Origin of the sequence: Pseudomonas laurylsulfatiphila (genome assembly GCF_002934665.1) — a bacterium.
Classification (GTDB): Bacteria; Pseudomonadota; Gammaproteobacteria; order Pseudomonadales; family Pseudomonadaceae; genus Aquipseudomonas; species Aquipseudomonas laurylsulfatiphila.
This window is the reverse complement of record NZ_NIRS01000005.1, coordinates 532,153-557,561: the sequence shown is the minus strand read 5'-3', so window position 1 is coordinate 557,561 and position 25,409 is coordinate 532,153. Positions and strand designations below refer to the sequence as shown.

Annotated in this window: 14 protein-coding genes; 6 read left to right on the top strand and 8 right to left on the bottom strand. The window is 59.9% G+C overall.

Going from position 1 to position 25,409, the window contains the following annotated elements:
- Positions 1-178 precede the first annotated feature (178 nt).
- Complete coding sequence (locus CD175_RS21120; RefSeq protein WP_104450319.1) at positions 179-619, bottom strand: EamA family transporter; 441 nt, start codon at positions 617-619, stop codon at positions 179-181.
- 110 nt (positions 620-729) lie between these two features.
- The gene (uvrD, locus tag CD175_RS21115; protein ID WP_007971693.1) at positions 730-2,913 is read right to left on the bottom strand and encodes a DNA helicase II; all 2,184 of its coding nucleotides are present in this window, start codon (positions 2,911-2,913) and stop codon (positions 730-732) included.
- Positions 2,914-3,170: 257 nt separating this feature from the next.
- Between uvrD and CD175_RS21110 the strand changes: the two genes are divergently transcribed.
- The 3 genes from CD175_RS21110 to CD175_RS21095 all read left to right on the top strand — a co-directional run bounded on the left by CD175_RS21110 (position 3,171) and on the right by CD175_RS21095 (position 8,061).
- Positions 3,171-6,041 (top strand): EAL domain-containing protein, encoded by a 2,871-nt coding sequence (locus CD175_RS21110; protein ID WP_104450318.1) that lies wholly within the window; start codon positions 3,171-3,173, stop codon positions 6,039-6,041.
- Positions 6,042-6,769: 728 nt separating this feature from the next.
- On the top strand, positions 6,770-7,636 hold the full coding sequence (hexR, locus tag CD175_RS21100; protein WP_007954250.1) for a transcriptional regulator HexR: 867 nt from the start codon (positions 6,770-6,772) through the stop codon (positions 7,634-7,636).
- A gap of 215 nt (positions 7,637-7,851) precedes the next feature.
- On the top strand, positions 7,852-8,061 hold the full coding sequence (locus tag CD175_RS21095; protein WP_007971698.1) for a PA3496 family putative envelope integrity protein: 210 nt from the start codon (positions 7,852-7,854) through the stop codon (positions 8,059-8,061).
- Here the strand turns inward: CD175_RS21095 and CD175_RS21090 are convergent.
- Positions 8,003-8,965 (bottom strand): LysR family transcriptional regulator, encoded by a 963-nt coding sequence (locus tag CD175_RS21090; protein ID WP_007971700.1) that lies wholly within the window; start codon positions 8,963-8,965, stop codon positions 8,003-8,005. The two genes, CD175_RS21095 and CD175_RS21090, sit on opposite strands and share 59 nt — an antisense overlap.
- A gap of 192 nt (positions 8,966-9,157) precedes the next feature.
- Here CD175_RS21090 and CD175_RS21085 point away from each other — a divergent pair, with 192 nt between their 5' ends.
- Together CD175_RS21085 and oadA are read left to right on the top strand one after the other, a co-directional pair.
- Entirely contained in the window at positions 9,158-10,573 is a 1,416-nt protein-coding gene (locus CD175_RS21085; protein WP_007971702.1) for an acetyl-CoA carboxylase biotin carboxylase subunit, read from the top strand.
- 11 nt (positions 10,574-10,584) lie between these two features.
- The gene (gene oadA / locus CD175_RS21080; RefSeq protein WP_015097410.1) at positions 10,585-12,393 is read left to right on the top strand and encodes a sodium-extruding oxaloacetate decarboxylase subunit alpha; all 1,809 of its coding nucleotides are present in this window, start codon (positions 10,585-10,587) and stop codon (positions 12,391-12,393) included.
- 228 nt (positions 12,394-12,621) lie between these two features.
- Here oadA and CD175_RS21075 read toward each other — a convergent pair whose 3' ends face one another.
- Genes CD175_RS21075 through CD175_RS21065 form a run of 3 tightly spaced genes read right to left on the bottom strand, consistent with a single transcriptional unit; the run spans position 12,622 to position 14,391 of the window.
- Positions 12,622-13,293, bottom strand: coding sequence for a GNAT family N-acetyltransferase (locus tag CD175_RS21075; protein WP_104450317.1), 672 nt, complete (start codon positions 13,291-13,293; stop codon positions 12,622-12,624).
- 17 nt (positions 13,294-13,310) lie between these two features.
- Positions 13,311-13,757 (bottom strand): GNAT family N-acetyltransferase, encoded by a 447-nt coding sequence (locus tag CD175_RS21070; protein WP_104450316.1) that lies wholly within the window; start codon positions 13,755-13,757, stop codon positions 13,311-13,313.
- A 10-nt stretch (positions 13,758-13,767) separates the two neighbouring features.
- Positions 13,768-14,391 (bottom strand): FMN-binding negative transcriptional regulator, encoded by a 624-nt coding sequence (locus CD175_RS21065; RefSeq protein ID WP_007971713.1) that lies wholly within the window; start codon positions 14,389-14,391, stop codon positions 13,768-13,770.
- Positions 14,392-14,483: 92 nt separating this feature from the next.
- Between CD175_RS21065 and pdxR the strand changes: the two genes are divergently transcribed.
- Positions 14,484-16,037 (top strand): MocR-like pyridoxine biosynthesis transcription factor PdxR, encoded by a 1,554-nt coding sequence (gene pdxR, locus CD175_RS21060; protein WP_104450315.1) that lies wholly within the window; start codon positions 14,484-14,486, stop codon positions 16,035-16,037.
- Between the two features lie 35 nt (positions 16,038-16,072).
- Here pdxR and CD175_RS21055 read toward each other — a convergent pair whose 3' ends face one another.
- Together CD175_RS21055 and CD175_RS21050 are read right to left on the bottom strand one after the other, a co-directional pair.
- Positions 16,073-20,617 (bottom strand): dermonecrotic toxin domain-containing protein, encoded by a 4,545-nt coding sequence (locus tag CD175_RS21055; protein WP_104450314.1) that lies wholly within the window; start codon positions 20,615-20,617, stop codon positions 16,073-16,075.
- 146 nt (positions 20,618-20,763) lie between these two features.
- Positions 20,764-25,248, bottom strand: coding sequence for a dermonecrotic toxin domain-containing protein (locus CD175_RS21050; RefSeq protein WP_240629015.1), 4,485 nt, complete (start codon positions 25,246-25,248; stop codon positions 20,764-20,766).
- Positions 25,249-25,409 lie beyond the last annotated feature (161 nt).

The window sequence follows — 25,409 nt, the reverse complement described above, 5'->3', positions numbered from 1 at the left end:
AAGGGAATTCCCATTTGTGGAAGGCACGCGCGCCATGTTGCACAGCTGAAGTGTTACTGGCTAGCGGCAGAGTGTTTCGGGCTTTTGCCTGACAGGTTTCATTCAGCTTCAGTCAGTGCAATAGGGCCTTTTGACTTTGATCTGTCAGATGAGTGGATGAGTTTTGTAGGACGTTCGCCTAGCGACGTAATGCCAGCATGACGACCCCGGCCGTGATCAGCCCGATTCCGCCCCATTGGCGCAGGTCGAGTTTTTCACCCAGCAGGACTACGCCAAGAACGGCCACCAGCACCACGCTGAGTTTGTCCACCGGGGCAACCAGTGACGCCGGGCCGACCTTGAGTGCGCGGAAATAGCAGATCCACGACGCACCGGTGGCCAGGCCCGACAACAGCAGGAACAGGTAGCTCTTGGCCGAGATCGATCCCAAAGACTGATATTGGCCCGTGGCGTACAAAATCAAGGCCAGGCTGACCAATACCACGATCGTCCGCAGCAGGGTGGCGAAGTCGGAATTGACGTTTTCGATGCCGACTTTCGCGAAAATGGCGGTCATCGCCGCGAATATCGCCGATAACAGGGCCCAGAATGTCCAGGAGGAAAAGAAGCCTGAGCCCATTTTTTTGTGCCTTTTTTGGTACCGGAGTGAGTCTGGGGAAAGATTGCAGCCTTCGGTAGCTCCTACAGAAATACACGAATCCCTGTAGGAGCCTGCAATCTTTTCAGCCTTTAGATCGCTTCCAGCTTGGCGTAACCCAGCATCAGCCACTTGCTGCCTTCGCTGAAGTTCACCTGCACCCGGGCCTGGGCACCGGCGCCCTCGAAGTTGAGGATCACGCCGTCACCGAAGATCGAATGGCGTACGGTCTGACCCAGACTGAAGCCGGTTTCCGGAATTTCGCTGCCGCTGAACAGGTTGCTGCCACTCATCGACTGGTTGCCACCAAACGGCCGGCTGACGCTGTTGGACAAACGTACTTCCTGAATAAGGCCTTTCGGCACTTCGCGTACGAAGCGCGACACCTTGTTGTAGGTCTCGCTGCCATAAAGGCGTCGGGTTTCAGCGTAGGTCATCACTAGATTCTGCATCGCTCGAGTAATGCCGACGTAGGCCAGTCGACGCTCTTCCTCAAGGCGGCCGGGTTCTTCCAGGCTCATCTTGTGCGGAAACAGGCCTTCTTCCATACCCACCAGGAACACGTAAGGGAATTCCAGGCCCTTGGCGCTGTGCAGGGTCATCAGTTGAATGCTGTCTTCGTGCTCGTCGGCCTGGGTATCGCCGGCCTCCAGCGACGCGTGACCGAGGAATGCGGCCAATGGCGTCAGGTCCTCGTCTTCTTCGCTGTTTTCGAAGTTGCGTGCGGCGCTGACCAGTTCCTCAAGGTTTTCCACCCGGGCCTGGCCTTTCTCGCCTTTTTCCGCTTCGTGATAGGCGATCAGGCCCGATTGCTCGATGACGGTCTGGGTCATCAGGTGCAGCGGCATTTCCATGCACTTGGCGGCGAGGTTCTCGATCAACTCGATAAACGCGCCAAGGGCGCCGGCCGCACGACCGGTCAGGCCTTTGTTGGCCACCAGTTGGCGCATCGCTTCCCACATCGACACATCGCTGTGGCGCGCATGGTCGCGGATCGCTTCGACGGTTTTCTCGCCGATGCCGCGGGCTGGCACGTTGATCACCCGTTCCAGCGCGGCGTCGTTGCCCCGCCCTTCGAGCAATCGCAGGTAAGCCATGGCGTTCTTGATTTCGGCGCGCTCGAAGAAGCGCTGGCCGCCATAGATGCGGTACGGAATGCGTTCACGCAGCAGCGCTTCTTCCAAAACCCGCGATTGGGCGTTGGAGCGGTACAGAATCGCGATATCACTGCGAGACAGGCCGGTTTTCAGCGCGCTTTCGATGGTTTCGACAACGTAGCGTGCTTCGTCGTGTTCGTTGAAGGCGGCATACAGATTGATTGCCTCGCCGTCGCCACCGTCGGTCCATAGCTCTTTGCCCAGGCGCCCGGTGTTGTTGGCGATCAAGGCGTTGGCTGCTTTCAGGATGCCAGCGGTGGAGCGGTAGTTCTGCTCCAGGCGAATGGTTTCAGCGTCCGGGAAGTCTTCGGAATACTGGTAGATGTTCTCGATTTTCGCGCCACGCCAGCCGTAGATCGACTGGTCGTCATCGCCCACCACCATCAGGCTGTCGCCACCCTTGGCCAGCAGGCGCAACCAGGCGTACTGCACGGCGTTGGTGTCCTGGAACTCGTCCACGAGGATGTGCCGGAAGCGCTTTTGATAGTGAGCGAGCAGGCCTGGGTGGTCGCGCCACAGATCGAGGGCGCGCAGCAACAGTTCGGAGAAGTCGATGACACCGGCGCGCAGGCACGCGGCCTCGTAAGCCTCATAGATGCCGCGCATGGTTGCCAGGAACAGATCGCCACTGGCTTGAATGTGTTGCGGGCGCAGACCTTCGTCTTTCTGCCCATTGATGAACCATTGGGCCTGACGGGCCGGCCAGCGTTGCTCGTCCAGGCCGAGTTCGCGGATCACCCGCTTGACCAGCCGTTGCTGGTCATCGCTGTCGAGGATCTGGAAAGTCTGGCTCAAGCCTGCTTCCTGCCAGTGCGCCCGCAGCAAGCGGTGCGCCAGACCGTGGAAGGTGCCGACCCACATGCCGGCCGGGTTGATACCCATCAGTTGCTCGATGCGCTGGCGCATCTCGGCAGCCGCCTTGTTGGTGAAGGTCACCGACAGGATGGAGTGGGGCGAGGCGTTTTCAACCTGGATCAGCCAGGCGATACGGTGCACCAGCACTCGGGTTTTACCGGAACCAGCACCGGCCAGGACCAACTGACGACCCACGGGGGCCGCTACGGCCTGGCGTTGGGCATCGTTGAGGGAGTTCAGCAGAAGGGAGAGATCATCGCGCATCGGGGCATTCTAGGGGGCCGCGACACACCGGGCAAACTCCGCTTCGCATTAACCGATGAAAGTTACGCGAGGGACGACCGGTCAGTCATCGGCTGCAGGCGTTGGCGGGGCGTGCCTTTAGGGTTTTCAGAGTGGGGCGGCAGCTGAAAAATTTGGCGATTTATTGATCAGCAGCAGTTTGGTCCGGGCAATTGCTTGTGTATGCTCCGAGCAGTTTCGGGCCCATGCTCATCATTATAAGAACAAGAACATCGCCTATGACCCTCAGCTTCGACCTGTCGGGCCCCACTGTGGAGCCCCGGGTTATCAGAAAGCAATACGCCATGGAAATGGCGGTCGAACGCACGCGCCTGTTGTATCAGGGGTCGCTGCTGCCCACGTTGTTCATGCTGATCAATGGCCTGGTCTGTGCCGGGTTGCTCTGGAGTCCGCAGCGCTATTTCCTGGTCAGTGTCTGGCTGGTGTGGTTGTTGTCTTTGGTGGCGTTGCGGGTGATTCAGGTCGCAGCCTTCGATTCGGCCATCCCCAATCGTCAAGCCCAGCCCATTTGGCGACGGATGTTTTTGCTGGGCTCCGGCCTCACCGGTCTGACCCTGGCCGGTGCCGGCATTGCCCTGGTTCCCGCCGATAACTTCATTCAGCAAGCCTGGGTCTTCGGCCTCATCGGTGCCGCAGCGCTCTCGGCCAGCGTGGCTTATGCAGTCAGTTTGCCGGCCTTTCTGTCTTTCACCTTGCCCTGTCTGTTGCCGGCCATTGCCTATATGTTTTGGGGCGGTGACGAACAGCAGCAGGGCTGGGGCTGGTTCGGGCTGATTCTGCTCGGTGCATTGAGTGTGGTTGCCTGGCAGGTCAATCGATTGATCGATCGGGGCTTGATGCGACGCTTTCAGAACCAGGCACTGATCGAGCATCTACAGCAGGCGCAAAGCTGCAGTGACCAGCTCAATCAAAAGCTGGCCAAGGAGATCGAACAGCGTCGACGCGCCGAGAACGAATTGCGAGAGATCCAGGTCGACCTGGAAAACCGCGTCGCTCAGCGCAGCCTGGAGCTGGACGCCGCCAACCAGGCGCTGAGCAAGAGCGAAGCACGCCTGGCGCTGGCATTGAAGGCCAGTGAGTTGGGGTTGTGGGACTGGAATCTGCAAACCGACGAAGTCCATCACACACAGATTCAGGAATTGTTCGGCCTGGAGCCGGATCAGGTCACGGCAATTCTGCGTCACCTCAAGCCGCGTCTTCACCCCGACGACCTTCCAGCGCTGAGAAGAGCGCTGGTCGAGCATCTGAAGGGTCGCACCGAGGACTATCAAATCGAGTATCGCGTGCGCCATGGCGATGGCCACTGGGTCTGGATCGAGGACCGTGGGCGGGCGGTCGAGCGTGCCGAAAACGGACGGGTTTTGCGCATGGTCGGCACTCGGCGCGACATCAGCGTCAGCAAAAACCTGGAAGAGCAGCGGCAACTGGCAGCGACCGTATTCGAGGCGGCCAGTGAAGGGATTGTGATTTTCGACCCGAACTATGCCCTGATCGCAATCAATCAAGCCTTCAGTCGGGTGACCGGCTATGCCATCGAAGACATGATCGGACGCAATGTCGTTGAGTTGCCCTGCAGTCGCGATGCGCGTCGGCATTACGCTGCGATACATCAGGCGCTGGAGCAGCAAGGCAGCTGGCAGGGCGAATTGGTGGAAACCCGCAAGAACGGTGAGATGTATCCGCAATGGCTGCAATTGAATGCCGTGCGCGATAGCCGGGGAAATGTCAGCCATATCGTGGGCTTCTTCGCGGATCTTTCTGCTCGCCGGGAATCCGAAGAGCGAATGCGCTATCTGACCCATTACGACGAACTCACGGGGCTGGCCAACCGCGCGATGTTCCGCGAGCGCCTCAGCGAGGCTCATCAACGAGTACGACAGGGCGGTTATCGCAGCCTGGCCTTGCTGCACATCAATCTCGACCGGTTCAAGCAACTCAACGACAGCCTGGGGCATGAAGTCGCCGACCAGTTGTTGCAGAAAATGGCCCGGCGACTGGTGAATGCATTGCCTGAAGCGGACACCATCGCGCGCCTCTCCGGTGATGAGTTTGCCGTGCTGTTCAACGCCTATGGCAACCTTTCGAGCCTGGCCCGGGTGGCGACTCGTCTGGCGACCAAGTTGCGCGTGCCGGTGACCATTGAGGGTCATGAGCTGGTGGTCAGCGCGTCCATGGGCATCAGCCTGCTCCCGGATAACGCCCGGGAAATTTCCGCGTTGGTCAGTCAATCGAATATGGCCATGCAGCACGCAAAGCATTTGGGCGGCAACAACTTCCAGTTCTACACCGACAGCCTGCAAGCCAGCACGCTGGAGCGTTTGCAGCTGGAAAACCAGTTGCGCAAAGCCATCGAAGAAAAGCAGTTGAAGGTGTTCTACCAACCCAAGCTGTGCCTCGCCACGGGCAAGCTGAATGCGGCCGAGGCGCTGGTGCGTTGGGATCATCCGACCATGGGCCGCGTGCCGCCGGGGGATTTCATCGGCCTGGCGGAAGAAACCGGATTGATCGGCCCGATCGGTGAGTTCGTGCTGCGTCAGGCCTGCTGGCAAGCCTGTGAGTGGCAGCGGCAGGGGCTCGATGCGATTCGGGTGTCGGTCAATCTGTCGGTGCATCAATTGCGCCAGGGCAAGCTCGTCAGTCTGGTGCGCCAGGTGCTGGAGGAAACCGGGCTGGAGCCACGCTACCTGGAGCTGGAACTCACCGAAAGCCAGTTGCTGGACAGCGTCGAACACATCATCGCAACCTTCCAGCAGCTGCGTGATCTCGGGGTGAAACTGGCGATCGATGATTTTGGCACCGGGTATTCGTCTTTGAGTTATCTCAAACGCATTCCGGTGGACTACGTGAAGATCGACCAGGCGTTTATTCGCGGACTGGGTGAAGGCACCGAAGATGCCGCGATCACACGGGCGATCATTGCCATGGCCCATGGCTTGTCGTTGAAGGTTGTCGCGGAAGGGGTGGAACACCAGGAGCAGCTTGAGTTTCTCAAGGCTGAGCGCTGCGATGAGGTGCAAGGTTATCTGATCAGTCGGCCGGTCGAGGCGCAGGTCCTGGCCGTTCTGCTGCGAGAGAATGGTGTGGATTGACCGAAATGGCTTCCCGTCAGGACTTGGCGGTCTGACGGGAAGTTTGCAGCGGGTACGCTTAATCGGTAATCAGTATTTTATTAATGCAGGCCATTAATTTACCTTCGAAATAGATACTGACGCTAGTAACATTGGGAATGTCGGCAGACTTATACTCGACGATGGCTTGCGTTATAACTGTCAATCCAATTTGGTTGGGGTTAGCTTTCAGGTCAAGTCTTAAATCACAAGGCTTGTCCTGAATTTCACTTCGTACCAGCGTTGGTATATTGGCCGTATTCCCTACGGTTATGGTGCCAAAGACCCGGAAAGAAGCCGCTCATGGCATGCGGTCGATTTGGGCGGTCCAACGGATGTCGGCTAGATTATCAAGCATGGTATGTAACTCCTGTAATTAAGTTAATTGCGTCCTGCATGTTTAATATATTCAGCTTTACTCAGTTTGTGCGTGATGACGGTTGGCTTGTTTGTAATTTGATGTTTGTGGCGGGTTATTAATGAAGTAACTAATGGTGATGTTTGTAACGCGAGGCGCATTTTTGCCGCCACGCCAGAAGGCGAGCGTGGAGGAGCAACTGAAAAGCCGGCAATGAGCGCTACATGGAGCGCGCGTGCCCCAATGTCGAGGGATGTGGTTACGCATTGAGGAGGCAAAAAGCCAATTCATGTAGTATAACTACAAGCGTGCTACATCCCCGGCGCCTGCCAATAACAAAGAGTCCAGACCTTTGAATCTGCTGCAACACATCGCCCAGTCTCGCCACCTGTTACGCAAGTCGGAGCTCAAGGTCGCCGACCACGTGCTGCTTGATCCTGCGGCCGTGATGCACAGCTCCATGGCCGACCTGGCCCACAGCGTGGGCATCAGCGAACCGACCATCGTGCGTTTTTGCCGTGCCATCGGTTGTTCCGGCTTTCAGGACCTGAAGCTGAAGCTGGCCCAGAGCCTGGCGGCCGGTGCGAGTTTTGGCCAGTTTGCGATCCACGAAGACGATTCGGTCGCTGACTACAGCCTGAAAATCTTCGACACCACCCTGCATACCCTGATGGAGGTTCGCGAGAAACTCGATCCGCTGGAGTTGCAGAGGGCCGTGACGCTGATGTCCCAGGCCCAGCGCGTCGAGTTCTATGGTTTTGGCGCCTCGGGTGCGGTCGCGGCGGATGCGCAGCACAAATTCTTCCGCTTGCTGCTTACCGCAGCGGCGTACTCCGACCCGCACATGCAGGCGATGTCGGCCGTGACATTGAAGCCGACTGACGTGGCCATCTGCATTTCCCAGTCGGGTCGTTCCAAGGACCTGCTGATCACCGCCAACCTGGTGCGCGAAAGCGGCGCTTCGTTGATCACGTTGTGCCCAAGCCAGACGCCATTGGCCGAGTTGTCGACGGTCAACCTGGCGATCGATGTGCACGAGGACACTGAAATCTATACGCCGCTGACCTCGCGTATCGCCCACCTGGTGGTGATCGATGTGCTGGCGATGGGCGTGGCCATGGCCCGCGGCCCGAGCCTGGTCAATCACCTCAAGAGCGTCAAACGCAGTTTGCGCAGCTTGCGGTTGTCACCCAAGTCGGTGAAAGCGCTGGACGACTGACTTCAAGGCTGGCACCGACCCCTGTGGCGAGGGAGCTTGCTCCCGCTCGGCTGCGTAGCAGTCGAAAAATCTTAGGGCCGCTTCGCGCCCCAGCGGGAGCAAGCTCCCTCGCCACAGACCCAAACAACATTCATCGGTCTGTAACCATCAAGCCGCCAAACCGTCATCCCTCGCGCCTATCTTGAAACTCCCGTACTCGCCTTGGGAGACTCGAAATGGCCATGCCCTACGAAGAACGCAACAGCGCTGTCAAAACCCGTCGTCAGCAAGAAGACCAGCGCCGTATGGAATTCCGTCGCGCCATCGAAGATCGCTGCGAACGCCGTCAGCTTCTGGCCGAAATTGGCGACTTTCCGGAGTTGGAACTCAACTTCTGGCAGGCATCTCCCTCGACTTCCCGTCGAAACGCTCAACCAGCGCGCTGATCTGGATCCGTTCGCTGCGGATAAACGCCAAGAAGGCGTGAGCCACCGGTGACAGGCGTTTCGCTTTTGCCTGCACCAGGCACCAGCTGCGAAACAGTGGCAGCTCTTCGATGGGCAGCTCGATCAACCCACCGGTTGCCAGCTCAAGGTTCAGGGCGTGGCGCGTCAACAGCGCAACGCCCAGACCTGCCAGTACGCATTCTCGCTGAGCTTCGGCAGACGAGACTTCCTGGGTCTGGTTGAAGTGCACGCGCTTCTCTTTGAAGTATTCTTCGCACGCCAGCCGCGTCCCGGAGCCTGGCTCACGCAGCAGCAGTGTGTAGGGCTCGAGATCCTGCAAGCGCAGCGGCCCCATATGACACAGCGGGTGATCCGGTGGCGCCACGGCGACGATCGGGTTGTTCAGGAACGGCAGGAATTCCAGACCCATGTCCTGGGGCACCATGGACATGATCACCAGGTCATCGCGGTTGTCCGACAGACGCCGAATCACCTGGCCGCGATTGACCACCGTCAGTTGCAGGTTCACCTCCGGGTGTTGCCGTTTGAATGCAGCAAACAAGTGCGGCACGAAATATTTGGCGCTGGATTCCACCGCCAGTTTCAGTTGCCCCTGCAACGAGCCCTGCATGTCCGACAGCTGCATGTCGAGGTTTTCCAGGCGTCCGAAAATGTCCCGGCTGGCTCGCTGTAACGCTTCAGCGGCTTCGGTCATGTAGAGCTTTTTGCCGACATAATCGAACAACGGCTGGCCAATCAGCTCTTCGAGCTGACGAATCTGCAGGCTGACGGCAGGTTGTGTGAGCGACATTTCGTCGGCCGCGCGGCTGTAAGATCGCAAATCACAGACCTCATTGAAGATCTGCAATTGCCGCAAAGTCATACGCATCAATGACTTACGCATTATCCGGTCACTCTCGTCGCTGGCTGGTGAATCAACTATAAGTCTTTACTTATGCACGACCCAATTTTTATTCATTTTTGTTAATCCCTTGTGGGCGCTAGTGTGGACCTGCGACCAAATTGAAACATTTGGTCACGCGTCGACCTGGGTCTAGCAGGTCGTGGGTACCACCGGCCTCAAGGGAAACTCCAAGTGATAACAAAGATCCTGATCGCCAACCGTGGTGAGATTGCCGTACGAATCGTACGTGCCTGTGCCGAAATGGGCATTCGCTCGGTCGCGATCTATTCCGACGCCGACCGCCATGCCTTGCATGTGAAGCGTGCGGACGAGGCCCACAGCATCGGTGCCGAACCGCTGGCCGGTTACCTGAACCCGCGCAAGCTGGTGAACCTGGCTGTGGAAACCGGTTGCGATGCGTTGCACCCCGGTTATGGCTTCCTTTCGGAAAACGCCGAACTGGCGGAAATCTGCGCTGAGCGCGGGATCAAATTCATTGGTCCATCGGCTGAAGTCATTCGCCGGATGGGCGACAAGACCGAAGCGCGCCGCAGCATGATCAAGGCTGGCGTACCGGTCACTCCGGGCACCGAAGGCAACGTGTCGGGCATCGAAGAAGCCCTGACCGAAGGCGATCGCATTGGCTATCCGGTGATGCTCAAGGCCACATCCGGTGGCGGTGGGCGCGGTATTCGTCGCTGCAACAGCCGTGAAGAACTCGAACAGGCTTTCCCTCGGGTCATTTCCGAAGCCACCAAGGCATTTGGTTCGGCGGAAGTGTTCCTGGAGAAATGCATCGTCAATCCGAAACACATCGAAGCGCAGATCCTCGGCGACAGCTTTGGCAACGTGGTGCACCTGTTCGAGCGTGACTGCTCGATCCAGCGCCGCAACCAGAAGCTGATCGAGATCGCCCCGAGCCCGCAACTGACCCCTGAACAGCGCGCCTACATCGGCGACCTGTCGGTGCGTGCAGCCAAGGCCGTGGGTTACGAGAACGCCGGCACCGTGGAGTTCCTGCTCGCCGAGGGCGAGGTGTACTTCATGGAAATGAACACCCGGGTGCAGGTGGAACACACCATCACCGAAGAAATCACCGGTATCGACATTGTCCGCGAGCAGATTCGCATTGCTTCCGGCCTTCCACTGTCGGTGAAACAGGAAGACATCCAGCACCGCGGTTTCGCGTTGCAGTTCCGGATCAACGCCGAAGACCCGAAGAACAATTTCCTGCCGAGCTTCGGCAAGATTACCCGTTACTACGCACCCGGCGGCCCTGGCGTGCGTACCGACACGGCGATCTACACCGGCTACACCATTCCACCGTTCTACGACTCAATGTGCCTGAAACTGGTGGTGTGGGCGCTGACCTGGGAAGAGGCGATGGACCGTGGCTTGCGTGCCCTCGACGACATGCGTCTGCAAGGGGTCAAGACCACTGCCGCGTACTACCAGGAAATCCTGCGTAACCCGGAATTCCGTAGTGGCCAGTTCAATACCAGCTTCGTTGAAAGCCACCCTGAACTGACCAACTACTCGATCAAGCGCAAACCCGAAGAGCTGGCCCTGGCCATCGCCGCCGCCATCGCCGCCCACGCAGGCCTGTGAGGAATAGAATAATGAGCAAGCAAATCCACGTTACCGACACGATCCTGCGCGACGCCCACCAATCGCTGCTCGCCACCCGCATGCGCACCGAAGACATGCTGCCGATCTGCGACAAGCTCGACAAAGTCGGCTACTGGTCGCTGGAGTGCTGGGGCGGCGCGACGTTCGACGCCTGCGTACGTTTCCTGAAGGAAGACCCGTGGGAGCGTCTGCGCCAACTGCGCGCCGCGCTGCCTAACACCCGCCTGCAAATGCTTCTGCGTGGCCAGAACCTGCTGGGCTACCGCCACTACAGCGACGACGTGGTCAAGGCCTTCGTCGCCAAGGCCGCGGTCAACGGCATCGACGTGTTCCGCATCTTCGACGCCATGAACGACGTGCGTAACCTGCGCGTGGCCATCGAAGCGGTGAAAGCCGCCGGCAAACACGCCCAGGGCACCATCGCCTACACCACCAGCCCGGTGCACACCATCGAGGCCTTCGTGAACCAGGCCAAGCAAATGGAAGCCATGGGTTGCGACTCGGTGGCGATCAAGGACATGGCCGGCTTGCTGACCCCATACGCCACTGGCGAACTGGTCAAGGCACTGAAAGCCGAGCAATCGCTGCCCGTGTTCATCCACTCGCACGACACCGCTGGCCTGGCCGCGATGTGCCAGATGAAAGCCATCGAAAACGGTGCCGACCATATCGACACCGCGATCTCCAGCTTCGCCTGGGGCACCAGCCACCCGGGCACAGAGTCGATGGTCGCCGCCCTTAAAGGCAGCGAGTTCGACACCGGCCTGAACCTGGAACTGCTGCAAGAGATCGGCCTGTACTTCTACGCCGTGCGCAAGAAGTACCACCAGTTCGAAAGCGAATTCACCGCCGTCGACACCCGTGTGCAAGTCAACCAGGTGCCGGGCGGGATGATTTCCAACCTGGCCAACCAGTTGAAAGAGCAGGGCGCGCTGAATCGCATGAGCGAAGTGCTGGCCGAAATCCCGCGCGTTCGCGAAGACCTCGGCTTCCCGCCGCTGGTGACCCCGACTTCGCAGATCGTCGGCACCCAGGCGTTCTTCAACGTGCTGGCCGGCGAGCGCTACAAGACCATCACCAACGAAGTGAAGCTGTACCTGCAAGGCGGCTACGGCAAGGCGCCGGGCACCGTCAACGAACAACTGCGTCGCCAGGCCATCGGCAGCGAAGAAGTGATCGACGTGCGTCCGGCCGACCTGCTCAAGCCGGAAATGGCCAAGCTGCGCGCCGATATCGGTGCTCTGGCCAAGTCTGAAGAAGACGTGCTGACCTTCGCGATGTTCCCGGACATCGGTCGCAAGTTCCTCGAAGAGCGTGCGGCCGGAACCCTGACACCTGAAGTGCTGTTGCCGATTCCGGAAGCCGGCAAGGTGGCCTCGGCGGGCGGCGAAGGCGTGCCGACCGAGTTCGTCATCGACGTCCACGGCGAAACCTACCGCGTCGATATCACCGGTGTTGGCGTCAAGGCTGAAGGCAAGCGTCACTTCTACCTGTCCATCGACGGCATGCCGGAAGAAGTGGTGTTCGAGCCGCTCAACGAGTTCGTCGGCGGCGGCAGCAGCAAGCGCAAGCAAGCCACTGCACCGGGCCATGTCAGCACCACCATGCCGGGCAACATCGTCGACGTACTGGTCAAGGAAGGCGACACCGTCAAGGCGGGCCAGGCCGTGCTGATCACCGAAGCGATGAAGATGGAAACCGAAGTCCAGGCGGCCATCGCCGGTAAAGTCACTGCCATTCACGTGGCCAAGGGCGACCGGGTGAACCCGGGCGAGATCCTGATCGAGATCGAAGGCTGAGTTAACAGCCTCGATACAACGCTTTAAACCTCGGGGGGGCATGTGCTCCCCTTTTTTTTGGTTCTTTCACTGGTTTGGAGATCACATCATTTTCGACGCGGACGCGGTTTCCTGTAGGAGCTGGCTTGCCAGCGATGGTCGTTAACGATAACGCGTGTGAGCCGGATAAACGCGGCGCACTTAAGTCCATCGCCAGCAAGCTGGCTCCTACAACTTCACCAAACGCCTTTATCCTCGGCACTCGGCTAACGTCTTCAGTTGCCCCGACCCCGTCTGGTTCTCATCACTCAACCACTTCTCAAACCCAGCCCCAATCGCCGGCCATTCCGAATCCAGAATCGAGTACCACGCCGTATCCCGATTCTCTCCCTTGACCACCATATGCTGGCGAAACACCCCTTCAAAACTGAAGCCCAGCCGCTCGGCCGCATATTTGGAGCGGGCGTTGGCGTTGTTGCATTTCCATTCCAGGCGACGGTAGCCGAGGGCGAAGGACTCCTTGGCCAGCAGGTAAACCGCCTCGGTGCTTTTCGGTGAGCGCTGCATCGGCGCGCCGAAGGTGACGTGGCCGATTTCGATGCGCCCCTGGGCCGGGACGATGGACATCAGGCTGAGGATGCCCTGGACCTCGCCGCTGGCGCGATCGATCACGCTGAAGAAGTACGGGTCGCTATTGGCCGCGTGGTTGTTCAGCCAGTCGTTGAAGGCGCTGCGCTCCGGGAAGGGGCCGTATGGCAGATAGTCCCAAAGTTTCGGGTCGGCGCCCGGGCCTTGCAGGGCTTTGAACAGGTCGTCGCCGTGGCGCGCCGGGTCGAGTTTTTCCAGGCGGATGAAGCGTCCTTCGATCAGTTGTGTCGTGGGGGCCGGGGCGCCTTTCCAATTGGCGAGTGAAGTCGACATGTTGTTCTCCTTGAACCTTAAATGGCTTTGCGAAACTGGATGAAACCGGGGCGTTCTGCAATGCGCTCGTAGAGCTGGATCGCGGTGGCGTTGGTTTCGTGGGTCAGCCAGTGCACCTTGTTGCAACCGTCGGCCTTGGCCGTGGCGTAGACGAACTCGATCAGTTGCCGGCCGACACCGGTGCCTCGGGTCTCCGGAACCACCAGCAAGTCTTGCAGGTAGCAGGCGTTTTCGATGGCCCAGTTCGAACGATGGTAGATGAAATGCACCATGCCCACGGCTTTGTTGTCAGCCCAGGCGAGGGCGGCGTGGGTCGGTTCGTTCGGGTCGAGCATGCGCTGCCAGGTGCTTTGGGTGACGGCTTGTGGCAATTCGGTTTTATAGAAGCGCAGGTAGGCTTGCCACAGCGGCAACCAGGCCGCGTGATCATCGGCGGTGACTTGGCGAATGTCGATTTGACTCATGGTGATTTCCTTAGCGCATCAATTGGGCGAGGGTCTGGTCGTTAACGTCGGGGCTGGCGGCCAGGCCTTCGCGTACGCCGGCGATGTCGGCGGGGCTGCGGTTCTGGCTGAGCTTGCGCTTGCCTTCCAGACGGTCGATGGGAATGGCGAAACCGACGATGGCCTTGAGCATGCCGTCGATGTAATCGGCGGGGGCATCGGCCACTGACCACGGTTGGGCGCGGCCAGCTTCATGACGGTCGGTGAGGGTGCTGACGATGTCGAGCAGCCGCCCGCCATCGCTAAAGGTTTCGGCTCGGCCATAGGCGTGTACGGCGACGTAGTTCCAGGTTGGCACGACTTTGCCGTGTTCCGCCTTGCTCGGGTAGAAGCCGGGGCTGACGTAGGCGTCGGCACCGGCAAAAATCAGCAGAGCTTCGGCACCGTCGCGCAGGTCTTTCCACTGTGGATTGGCTTTGGCCAGATGACCGTACAACGTGCCGTTCAAGCCTTGTTCGCAATGCAGCAGCACCGGCACATGACTGGCTTGCAGGCCGCTTTCGCCGTGGGTCACCAATATGGCAAGACGGGTGGCGAGGATCAGTTCATGCAGTTGGGACAACTCGTCGATGGCAAAAGCGCGTGGCGTGTACATGGAGATATTTTCCTTGGCGAATGTCTTCATCCTAGGCAGGCTATTGGTCTGTTGTAAGAGCCATTAATGACCAATTTCATGGGTCCATTGTCATGACGGATGCGCCGCTTTCCCTGTCGTTCAACCCGGCCGGTATCGAACTCGACCGTCGCCAGGGGTTGAGTCGCCAGCTCTATCAGGCCTTGCGCCTGCGCGTCCTCGACGGACGATTGGCCAGTGGGACGCGTCTGCCGGCCAGTCGTGACCTGGCCGCAGCGCTGGCTATTTCCCGCAACAGTGTGGTGCGTGCTTACGATCAGTTGTACGCCGAAGGCTTCATTGAAGGGCGAGTCGGGGACGGCACTTATGTCGCGCAACTGCCTCAGGCAGCGTTGCCGGCAAAAAAACTATCCACAAAAGTATCCACAGGCTTTTCAACAGGGTTATCAACAGCCTTATCCACAAATTGGCTTGATTTACCTGTGGATCCATCCAGCAAAGTTATCCACAACGATGCGTTGGCACGGGTAAAAAACAACCATTTACCCAGTCCGCCGAGCGGTCCGCCGCGGGCATTTCGGGTCGGTGTTCCGGCGTTCGATCTGTTTCCATTCGAGGTCTGGGCCAAGCTGAATGCGGCTTTCTGGCGCAAGCCGGATTTGCAGCAGTTGTGTTACGGCGACCCGGCTGGCGATGCGCGCTTGCGCGGGATGATTGCTGCGTATTTGCGCAGTTCCCGTGGCATGCAGTGCACGGCTGAACAAATTGTGATCACCAGTGGCGCGCAGCAGGGGATCAGTCTTTGTGCACAGCTGCTGGTGGAGCCCGGTGACGGGGTGGCGATTGAAAATCCCGGGTATCGGGCGGCCGGTCATGCGTTCGCCGTGGCAGGTGCGCGGCTGCATGGGGTGGCGGTGGATGGCGAGGGCATCGACTGCGCTGAACTGGCACAGCTGCGTGATTGCCGATTGACCTACGTCACCCCGTCCCATCAGTACCCCACCGGGGTGGTGATGAGCCTGGCTCGACGTCTGGAGCTGCTGGCCTGGGCCGAGCGCACCCAGGGCTGGATCGTCGAGGATGACTACGACGGCGAGTACCGCTACAGCGGTGCGCCGCTGGCACCGTTGGCGGCACTGGATCGGCAAGGCCGGGTGCTCTACGTCGGCACGTTCGGCAAAGTGGCGTTTCCGGCGTTGCGCCTGGGCTACCTGGTGTTGCCGACGGGGCTGGTGCAGGCCTTTGCCCAACGCCGTGCCGTGGACGTACGCCATTCCGAGGTCAGTACACAGGCGGTGATGGCCGAGTTCATGGCGGCCGGGCACTTCCAGCGGCATATCCGCCGCATGCGCCGTGCGGCGTTGAGTCGCCGTAATACATTGCTCAATGGCTGGCCGGCGGAGATTCCCGGCGTCGGACCATTACCTACCGTCGCCGCCGGGCTGCACATGACCGTCGCCGTGGATACTGTGGCGCGTGAACGTGAATTGATCGAGTTGGCGCAAAGAGTCGATGTCGAGATCAACGGCTTGAGCAGCTATTGGTTGCCCGACTCCACGACGCCGATGGATCAGCGAGCGGGGCTGGTGCTGGGCTTCGCCGCCGTGCCCGAAAAGGCAATCGAGGCGGCGCTGGAGCGATTGCGCAGCGTATGGAAGGTGCTCTGAAGCGGGCGGCATTTCAGTCCGCCCGCCAGGCTGTTTCAGGGGTGAGCTTCGAGTTTGAAGAACAGCGTCGGGTCGCTGATGCGCCTTAACACATAGTCGATCGGTGCCAAGGTGGTGAGTGCCTGACGGCGCTCGGCGCTGAATGTCTGCAAATAGGGTTCGGCGATTTTAAGGTGCGCAGCGGTGAACTGTTCCCGCGGGGCATCCACTGAATCGTAGTGAAAGTGCGCCAGCCACAACGGCTGATCGTTGTTCGTGATGTCGAGAATCCGGTATTCCTGAAAATAGTCCCGGCGCTTCCTGGTCCTGATCCGTCCCTGGTCGTTTCTTTCGATCCGCACCTGATGGTTGTCCAGCAGCCATTGCAGATAGGCCTGTCGGGGTTGGCGCTCTTTGAGCAGGCTGGCACGGGTAGCGATGCCTTTGGAGCGTAACTGCACAGCGGCGCTGTCAAGTTCTGCGGCCAGGGTGGCCACCGGCGGGGGTGTTTGCCCTGCGGCGCGCAGACGCGCCATGGCCTGTGTGACATTGATGGCAGCCTGCTCCAGCCGTTGGGCCTGCAAATCGAACAAGTCCTGCATGTCTGCCGGTATGCGGTTGGGTTTGAGGGCATCTTTTTGCGTTCGCTTGATGAAGTCCTGAACATTCGCATTGAGGTCCAGGCCATCGGTGATGATGTCGATATCGTCCATAACCGGCGGCGCAGCAGGTTTTGGTCGGGCCGGCAGCATTTCCTTGAGGCTTGGCTCCTCGGGTGGCGGGGCCTTGGCTGGCTTTGGGTCACGTGGTCGACTTTTGGTGACCTTGGCGGTTGTCCGCGAGGGCCCTGCAATGGCAGGTTCGGGCAAGACCGGCGTTAGGCTTTTGCCGCTCTCAGGCAACAGCGCGCTCAGTTGCTCCCGGGCCAGTTGGCGAAACTCGCCGATCAAGCCACGCAATCGCTCAAGTTCGCTGGGCTCCACTTGGCCAGGGTATTCACCGGGAAGGTCTTCAAGGCGCTGATCGGCATCGGCGTAGACATCGATCAGCCTGCTCAGATCATCGATGCGAAGCGCTGCACCGTCAGCGCCTTGCGGGCTCCGGTTCAAGACCGCGTGCCGGTGCGTGGCCGTCGCCGCCTCGATAATCAGCTCTCCTACCATTGTGCGGGCCGCTTCATTGTCCAGGCGGACGTCGTCGCGCATGCACAACTCATGGGACATGCCGATCTCGTTGGACTTCAAATCCCACTGGGTGAAGGTCGGCATCAGTTGGCGCAAGCGTTGTGCGGCGACCATGCCGGCACTGCCAATGGCGTCGAGCGACTCCAGGGAGCTGGTGGACACCTGCAGGCGGGCAACCATGTCCTGGCTCAGCGCCCGCGCCTGCCGGACGTCCTCGATGTGGGCCTGCAATGACGTGTTTGAATCAATAAGCGTGTTCTCCGCAAGCCTGTTCGTCAGTATTGCGTAGGCGTTGCGCTTGAGGACGAACCACAGGCTGAGGTTCTTTTGCAGGTGGGTGGTCATGCTCAGCAGATCATTGAGATAGCCTTCGCTTGCGCCCATGAGGCGCCTTTGCTGCAAATTTTTCAGGGCCTGGCTGTAATCGCCGATCAACGTTTCCAGCTGGCTGAGGTAGCGCTCGGTCGCCTGCTCATGGGCTGACCCGGTTGTGCCCATCATTTCGGCCTGGGCCTTATTCAGTGCGGCATTGCCGGCGGCTTCCTGACGTTTGAAGCTCTCCAGTGCAACGCTCAGCTCCTGCTTCTGCTGCGCCTTTTCCCTGCGCCGGGCCTTGAGTTGGCTTTGCAAGCTGCTACCACCGGCACCGCCGCGCAGGCGCAACCGGGTATCCACAAACCACTGGCCCTGTCGGTTGTGAATCAATAGCGGGCCGGTTTTCGAGGGCTCGTGCGGATACACGAGTTGTACCTGTTGATCGTCGTTTTCCGCCACGCAAAACCAGCGGTCACCGACTTTCGCGTAGGTCTTGCCATCCAGGCGATACAAAGACGCGGTATCACGCTGGCGTGTTTCCAGAGTCGGGGCCGTGAGATCAGGAGCTGATACGGCCAAAGTGTCCAGATACGTGGCCAATGCCGTGGGCGATCGACGGGGCACCGAGCCGCTGGCCTCCAGTGAGGAGTAATGGCTGGATGGCAGTTCGCCGGTCAACGGGGTGGGAATGAGGGTCGCGGTGGGCCGTGCTGGCTCGATCTTTGGTATCTCGGGCTTGAGCATCCCGCTGTCGATTCGTCGTGGCATCGGTAGCGCGCCAGTCTTGCGGCGCACGGCGGCATGGTGAGCGAGAAGGATGCCCAGGCTCAGCAGCATGTCTGCGACCGCACTCCACTCAGTGAGCTTGTCGCCATGCTGGTGGGCATCCAGCGCCTGCTCGATGTCGCTGATGCTTTGCCAGACCCACACCGCAGCCCCTGCCGGACCGCTGAGAAAATTCGCGGCGACGTTGAACAGTGCCCAGCCGCTGTCTCGCAGCAAGGCCCATCGGCGTTGCGCATTGGACAGTGACTGTCGATCAGCGAGTTCGGCCATGGCCTGGGCGTGGGTCTTGAACAGGACGGGGAAAACATCGCCGGTCAGCTCATTGGCCGAGAGCTCGACCGGGCCGGCCCAGTTCACGGAGGTCCAGGGTTCGGAAAGTAGTTGAGCTTCCAACCATGGGCTGGGGAGGCCGACCGGGAAGGTGTACTGGGCGTATTTGAAGCTGGTGGCCGAGTCGGGCAGCCAGGCCAGAACCGAGTCCCTTAATTCGCCTGGTTGATGCAGGGCGTACAGCAGGTTTTGCGCCGAGGGGAATTGCAACAACGGTTGTTCAAACAACGGGCGATACAGCAGGCACGGCCCATTTTCCGGCTGGCGCGGAGCGATGATGAACATGTTCTCCACGATGTCTGCGCTGGTGTCCCCGGCATGGAGGAAGGCGAGCGGACGGATGGCGATCGGTTGGGGGTAACCTGGCGTTGGGTTGAGCCATTGGCGAATATAGCCGTAACCCCGTTGATCGATGCCGCCGATGCGACGGATCTTGCACTCTAGTGCAATCAGCGGCAGCAAGGCACGCAGTTGAATGATGTAGAAGTGCTGCTGCAAGCCGGCCTGTACGGCGTCCTCGATCAACTTGTCCTTGATCAGTTTGGGGTAGTTCGCGCCGATATCGACGTTGCTCGCCATTTGCGTCAGATAGGCCACAGTCAGCCAATCAGGTACAGGCTGTGGTGGGTTGAATCGAACACTGGCCTGATACGGTGCTGTGTTTTGCAAGGCGTATTCGCCCAGGGTTTCAGTGTGGATGTCATGCGGGTTGGGCAGCGTCAGCCCGCCGGATTCGAAACTGTGGGTGATCGTGATTTCAAGTTTATCCAGGGGTAGCGTCGCCGCAGAGGGCGTGTCGGCAACGATCGCTTCACGCATGCGTTGCTGGGCGAACGTGCTGATGGGCTGAATCCGGAATAGGTTGTTGTCGGCCTGCTTGTACAGTTTGCCCAGCGCATTCACGGATTGACTGTAGGCATCCAGGTCGGCAGCCGAAGCACCGAACAGCCAATCGGGAATGGAATCGTCGAGGCCAATGAGGGTGTTTTTCTCCCGAGTGTTGGTGCTATTGGAGGGGAAAGCAGGCTCGGCAGGATCATCCGTTTCGGCACCCTCGGCGGTGATTGCGGTGATTGCGGTGATGGAGTCGAGTTGGCTGGCGATCAGGGCCCAGGCCATATGATCGAAAAAATTTCCCTCGGGCTCGAACAGCTGCCACTTCATGTTGCGGCCGGCCAGACGCGTCTCGATGCGCGCCGGTAATGAGTCACCCAGTTGCTTCAGGGAGTCGAACGATTCGTACCCGTTTTCCACGGTGTACATCATCACCAGGTCACGTTGTTCGTAGTGCCCGGTGAGCACGGCGGCGCCGCCCAGTAACAGATGCCGGGTGCTGCCATTGGCATCGACAGTGTCGATGTCGATCAGGCAGGCCTGGATGGCCGACAGCGCCGGATCACTCGATTGCCGTTGCGTTTTGTCAGGCTCAAGCGAGACGGCCCTGGCCACGCGACACTGGACCTCGTCCCAGCCGGTGACGTGCTGCACGTCGAGGGCTTTGCGCAACGCATCGGACAGTTCCTGCCAGTGCGGTGCGTGTTTTCCGGGGCTGTTCCAGTAGGCCAGTTGGCGCTCGCCAAACGCAACGAACAGCAGGGGCGCGTAGTCGTTGAGCATCTCGGCGATGGCTTCGATGCTGACGTCCAGATGCACCACGGGCGTGGCCTGCGCGTTCGACGTCAGGAAGTGTTCACCTTCCAGGTAATTGGCGCTGGTGGAGGTAAAAAATTGCCGCACGAGTGCCTGGGTCAATGACTCGAACCTTGTCGGCAGCGCCACGAGCGCGCCCTCGAGCGTTTGCCATTGCGGTGTGCCGATCAGCGTATGGTCGGGATCGAGATCCCGGTCGGGAAACAGCGTTTTCAGGGCATTGCGCAGCATTTGGGCGGCGACTTCATCGACGGTCGGCCCTTGACTCGTCTGGTGGATCACCAGGCTCTTGGTCAGCAGGGCCGGGGACTCGGTACTCTCGGAATGTGGGGTCATCGTCATTGTCCTTTTTGACGTTTCAGTGTCGCGAGAAGAACAGCGCACGCGCCAGTTGCGGGCTGATCTCGCTGCGATAGATGGCAATCAGTTGCGGGTTGGTGGCAGCCGAGCGCAGGTCGAGGGCGCCTGCCAGCAGTCGTTGATCACGCAGCTTCAGATGAGCAGCGGTAAAGGTGTCGAGGGCGGCCGTTCTTGACGGGGTAGTGGAAGTGCGCGTACCACAGCACCTGCCTGGACTTGCGCTCGCGGATTTCGTATTCCTGCAGGAAATCCTTGCGCGGGCCCTTGAGGCGACGTTGTTCACCGTTGCGCACAATGTCGACTTCACCTTTGCCGACAAGCCATTCGACGCGCGCTGCTGTGGGCGGTTGCTGCTTGATCATCTCGACCCGTAACCGGTATCCCTCGGTGTACAACCGGTCGCGTGCTTCGTTGAGTTCCCGGGTCAGGGTTGTCGCGGCAACGTCCGGGGTTTCGGTGGTGTTCGATTCGGTCAGGGACCGCTCCAGCGTTCGGGCCGCCTGGTCGAGCAGATCGGCTTTGTGTTGAAACAGCTCCTCGATTTCAACCGGGCTACGTCCCGGCTTTTTAGAGCTTGCTTCGGTTTGCCTGATGAAGGTTTCCACGCCATCGAGCAGCGCCTGACCCTGGGTGATCTGCGCATCGAGTGCGGGAGGCTGCGCAGTTGGCCGGGGACGTTTTGCGGGCACTCGCTCAACCCAGACGCCGGGAGTCTTTTCATGAAAGGTGGCGATGACCTTGCCGGTCACGGGAGCACGCACATCCAGCAACACCGGTTCCCCCGGCGCAGAGCGACGGACTTCACCCACGACCGTGCCCTTGAAGCGTGTCTTGATTACGCGTTTGCCGGGCGTCGGTGCCGGCCTTGAGGGACCGGGCTGAGGTTGCGGCGGCTGTTGCTCGCGCAGTAGCTGCCCGAGGTAACTTTCGGCGTGCTGCTGGAATTCGCTGACCCGCGCGCGTAAATGCTTGAGCGGTTGCTCCAGCACGGCGTCCTTGTGGCTGACAGCGAAGTCTTCGAAAGACTGGTCGATGGCGACAAACTGTTCAAGCATGCCGTTGAGTGCTTCGGTACGTTCACCGTCATTCCAGACACTGCCTTCGAGCATCAGCTCCTGTGAGGTCTGGATCACCAGGTTGGTAGTGTCGAGTAACTGGGCGAATTCGCCTCGGGCTTCGCTCAGCGCAACGCTGTCACCTTCCTTCAGGCAGGCCTCGAGCGCCAGCGAAACCTGTAGCGCCTTGAGATCGTTGAGGCTGTAGACCGGCAGTTTGGCTTTGTAGGTGTTGGCGACCTCGGCGGCACTTCTGCCCAGTCGGCTCAGTTCCTCGAATCGCGATTGGGCAAACTGGATTTTGTCGATCACACCCTCGGTCAAGTCGATCATTTTCTGGTACGTCGCACGATCGCCAGTCCCTCCCGCCGTTTCTTCCGTCTCAAGCAATGCCAGGGTTTCACGCAGGGTCTGGGCGAACACCGCGTTCTGCTGGTCAAGCCAGGTCTGGTTGAAGAACAACTGGGTGCCGAGCATCTCGACCATGGCGGTGCGGTAATTGGGGACCGAGTCCAGCAGGTTCAGTGATTTCAACTGTTCGATGGGGGCGGCATAGTCGTCGGTTCGCCGGTCGAGCTTGTCCAGAAACTGCTGTTTTATCCCGGCACGTGCATCTTCGCTGGCCGCTTTCAATTGGTTGTAGGTGCTGATCAATTCATCCCGTGCGCGCTCGCGTTCGTTATCGAATTCGGCCAGTTGCCGTTTGAGTTCGGCAATGCGTTGGCGGTTTTGCTGTTTCAACGCATTGCGCCGGGTCGACAAGCCGCCGCCACGCAAGCGCAGGCGCGTGTCGACAAACCACTGACCGCGCTGATTGCCGATCAGTACAGGACCATTGGCCGGGGACTCAGGCCTTGAGTCGACGATCGACACTTCACCGGTTTCTTCAACGGCCACTTCGAACCAGCGCTCGCCGACGGGGGCGTAGAAGCGGTTTTCGAGCTGATAGAGGTGTTGTTGATAGATGCCGGGGGTACTAATGGCTGACGTAAGACTTTCCGGTTTGGCGATCTTGAAGCGATCCAGGGTACGGGGCAGGCTCAGAGCGGCATCGGTCGCGACTGAAATGCGGTGCTGTGTATTGGTAGGTGCGCCGATGATGTCGGGCAGTTGAACGAAGGATATTGGTGTGGCTGTCGGTTTTTCCGCAGGTTCGGTCGTTGGCTCTATCGTGGAATTTTTCTCGGTTCTGCGGGCCATTGAGCGGCGCGTACTGGCGTGATGGGCGAGGACCATGGCCAGGGTCAGTAACAGGTCGGTGATGGCGGTTTTCTGTTGTTCGTCGTTGCCGGCCTCGCTCGCGTCGAGGGTTTGTTGCAGGTCATCGAATACCTGGTAGATCCAGGCGGCTGTGCCGACGGTCCGGCCAAGAAAAGGCAGCGCCCCGTTGAGGATTTTCCAGGTAGCCTGCTTGAGCGTTGCCCAGCGATTCTGCGCGTTGGACACCGATTGCCGTTGTGCCAGCTCGACCAGCGCATTGACATTGGCCTTGTACAGGTTGGCCAGGTAGTCGGTGGCCAGGACCCGCGAGCCCAACGTCAGCGGACCGCTCATTTGCAGGGACGTCAGCGGGTCGGCCAGCAGTTGCGAGACACTCCAGACCGAAGGCAGCTCGCCGGTGAACACGTAGTTGGTGTAATTGGCGCGAACCCTGTCCGGCAGCCAGACAAGCACGGATTGGCGCAGCTTCGGAGCATGCCGGATGGCATAGATCAGGTTGGCCGGCGTCGGGTACTGGATCAGGGGAGGGTCGAGCAAAGGCCGATAGAGCAGGCACGGTCCCTTGTCCATCTGTCGGGGCCCGATCACGAACATGTTGCTCACTTCGTCCGTGGATGATCCCAGGCGCCAGGTGGGGCTGAACGCCAGCGGGCGAATGACGATCTCCTGGCCGTCGACCCAGCGATTGGCATCGAGAACCTGAACCACGGCTGCGACATAGCGGTAGCCCAGTTCATCGATCCCGTCCTGCGTCCGGATTTTTTGCTGCAAGGCCAGCAGCGGCAACTCGACGCGCAGTCGGCTGGTGAACAGGTTCTGACGGCGCAGGCTTTCCAGGGGATCGTCGAGCAGTTTGCTTTTGATCAGCGTCGGATAGGTTTGACCGATGTTGACGCTGACAATCAACGCTTCCAGGTAGCTTACCGTCAGCCAGCTCGGCAGCTCCGGGGTGCCGGTACTGCGAACGGATTTGTTTCCTGGTGGCAGGGCGATCAGGTTTTGCAGTGCCAGCTCGACCAGGCTCAGCGTAGTGCGCTCAGGCTCCTCTGGCGGTACAAAGCTGCCCCAGACCACGACGCTGTCGACCACGATCTCGATGTCCGCCAGTTGCAAGCCTGTGGCCCCGGGATGCTCGGCGAGCATGGCCTCGCGCAGTTGATCGAGGGCGAAGTCGCGGATCGGTTTGATACCGTCCTGGAAGGACTGCCCGGCGTTCTGGTTCTGTACGGTTACCAGATCCATCAGGTGACGGCTGTACGCGGTGAGATCGCCGGATGACGCGTTGGCCATCCAGTCCGGCAGCGCCTGCTCGACCAGGTTGGAGCGCGAGGGCGCCTGATTGTGCGCTGGGTCTAGCTCGTTGGTGGTGCGGCTGATGTGAGGTGCAAGGTCGGGGTTTTCGTCTGCGGACTCGTTTGCCAGCGCGGCAATCGAGTCCGCTTGCAGGGCGATCAGGGTGCACGCCAAGTGGTCGAAAAAGTTGCCCTCTGGTTCGATCAGACGCCATTGCAAGGTATCACCGGGTACTTGCCCGTTGGTGTAAGTCAGCAGGGACTTGCCCAGCTCCTCTAGCGACTCGTAGGTCTGGAAGCCCTGGGTGATGGTGTGGCTGAGGATCAACGTGCGGTTGCCCAGCGTCCCGATCAATACGGCCATGTCCAGGGTGTTGAGGTGGGTCGAGACACCCTCATTCCTGTAGTCCAGATCGATCAGGCAGGCGCGGGACCGGTAGGGGTCGTTGGTCATGCGCGTGCTTTTGTCCGGGTAGGCGAACAGGTTGCGGGCCATCGCAGATTGGTCGTCCTGCCAGTTCGGCTGGGTCTGAATGTTCCACAGTTCGCGCAGCGAGTGGGACAGGCCTTGCCAACGCGGGGTCGAGGGGGCGGTGAACTGGTTCCAGTAGTCGACCTGCTGCTCTTGAAACGCGTCGAACAGCAGTGGCGCCAACTCATTGAGCAGGCGCCCGATGGCTTCGATGCTGACGGGCAGTTGTGCCGGTGTCGGCTCCAGCGGTTGCAGGGTGAGGTAGTGCTCGCCATCCAGGTAAACCACCGGTGTTTTCGTGACCCCGTGGCGCACAAGGGTATCGGTCAGTGATTCGAAGTGTCGTGGCCCGGCGATGACGCGCTGCCCGTGCAGCGTCCAGGTCGGCGTCACCACTATCGCCAGTCGGGGGTCGATCGACAGCTGCGGGTATAGCGTTTTCAATGCCGGTTGCAGTGCGTGGGTGGCAACCTCCCTGATCGACGGCCCGGCCACCAATTGGGTGAGCAGGGCATCCTGATCGGCTGGGAGGCCGGGTAGGGCGGGAGGGCTGGAAACGTCGGTCATGGTCACATCCTTTGTGAGGCGGCAGGCACCGTCGAAGGGTCGGTGCGCAATCCGTTGCAAGGTAGTGACGGGCAGCGTGCGGTTGGCGGTAAATAAATATCGCGGGCAAAAAAAGACCTGCGCGAGCGCAGGTCCTGGTGAGGGTGCAAACCAGACGGTTG

What these genes read in the sequence shown, in the direction of transcription:
- CD175_RS21110 (WP_104450318.1), top strand. Translation starts at nt 3,171, where the DNA reads ATGACCCTCAGCTTCGACCTGTCGGGCCCCACTGTGGAGCCCCGGGTT.
- CD175_RS21065 (WP_007971713.1), bottom strand. Translation starts at nt 14,391, where the DNA reads ATGTACACGCCACGCGCTTTTGCCATCGACGAGTTGTCCCAACTGCAT.
- CD175_RS21090 (WP_007971700.1), bottom strand. Translation starts at nt 8,965, where the DNA reads ATGCGTAAGTCATTGATGCGTATGACTTTGCGGCAATTGCAGATCTTC.
- CD175_RS21095 (WP_007971698.1), top strand. Translation starts at nt 7,852, where the DNA reads ATGGCCATGCCCTACGAAGAACGCAACAGCGCTGTCAAAACCCGTCGT.
- pdxR (WP_104450315.1), top strand. Translation starts at nt 14,484, where the DNA reads ATGACGGATGCGCCGCTTTCCCTGTCGTTCAACCCGGCCGGTATCGAA.
- uvrD (WP_007971693.1), bottom strand. Translation starts at nt 2,913, where the DNA reads ATGCGCGATGATCTCTCCCTTCTGCTGAACTCCCTCAACGATGCCCAA.
- CD175_RS21120 (WP_104450319.1), bottom strand. Translation starts at nt 619, where the DNA reads ATGGGCTCAGGCTTCTTTTCCTCCTGGACATTCTGGGCCCTGTTATCG.
- oadA (WP_015097410.1), top strand. Translation starts at nt 10,585, where the DNA reads ATGAGCAAGCAAATCCACGTTACCGACACGATCCTGCGCGACGCCCAC.
- CD175_RS21075 (WP_104450317.1), bottom strand. Translation starts at nt 13,293, where the DNA reads ATGTCGACTTCACTCGCCAATTGGAAAGGCGCCCCGGCCCCCACGACA.
- CD175_RS21070 (WP_104450316.1), bottom strand. Translation starts at nt 13,757, where the DNA reads ATGAGTCAAATCGACATTCGCCAAGTCACCGCCGATGATCACGCGGCC.
- CD175_RS21050 (WP_240629015.1), bottom strand. Translation starts at nt 25,248, where the DNA reads ATGACCGACGTTTCCAGCCCTCCCGCCCTACCCGGCCTCCCAGCCGAT.
- CD175_RS21055 (WP_104450314.1), bottom strand. Translation starts at nt 20,617, where the DNA reads ATGACCCCACATTCCGAGAGTACCGAGTCCCCGGCCCTGCTGACCAAG.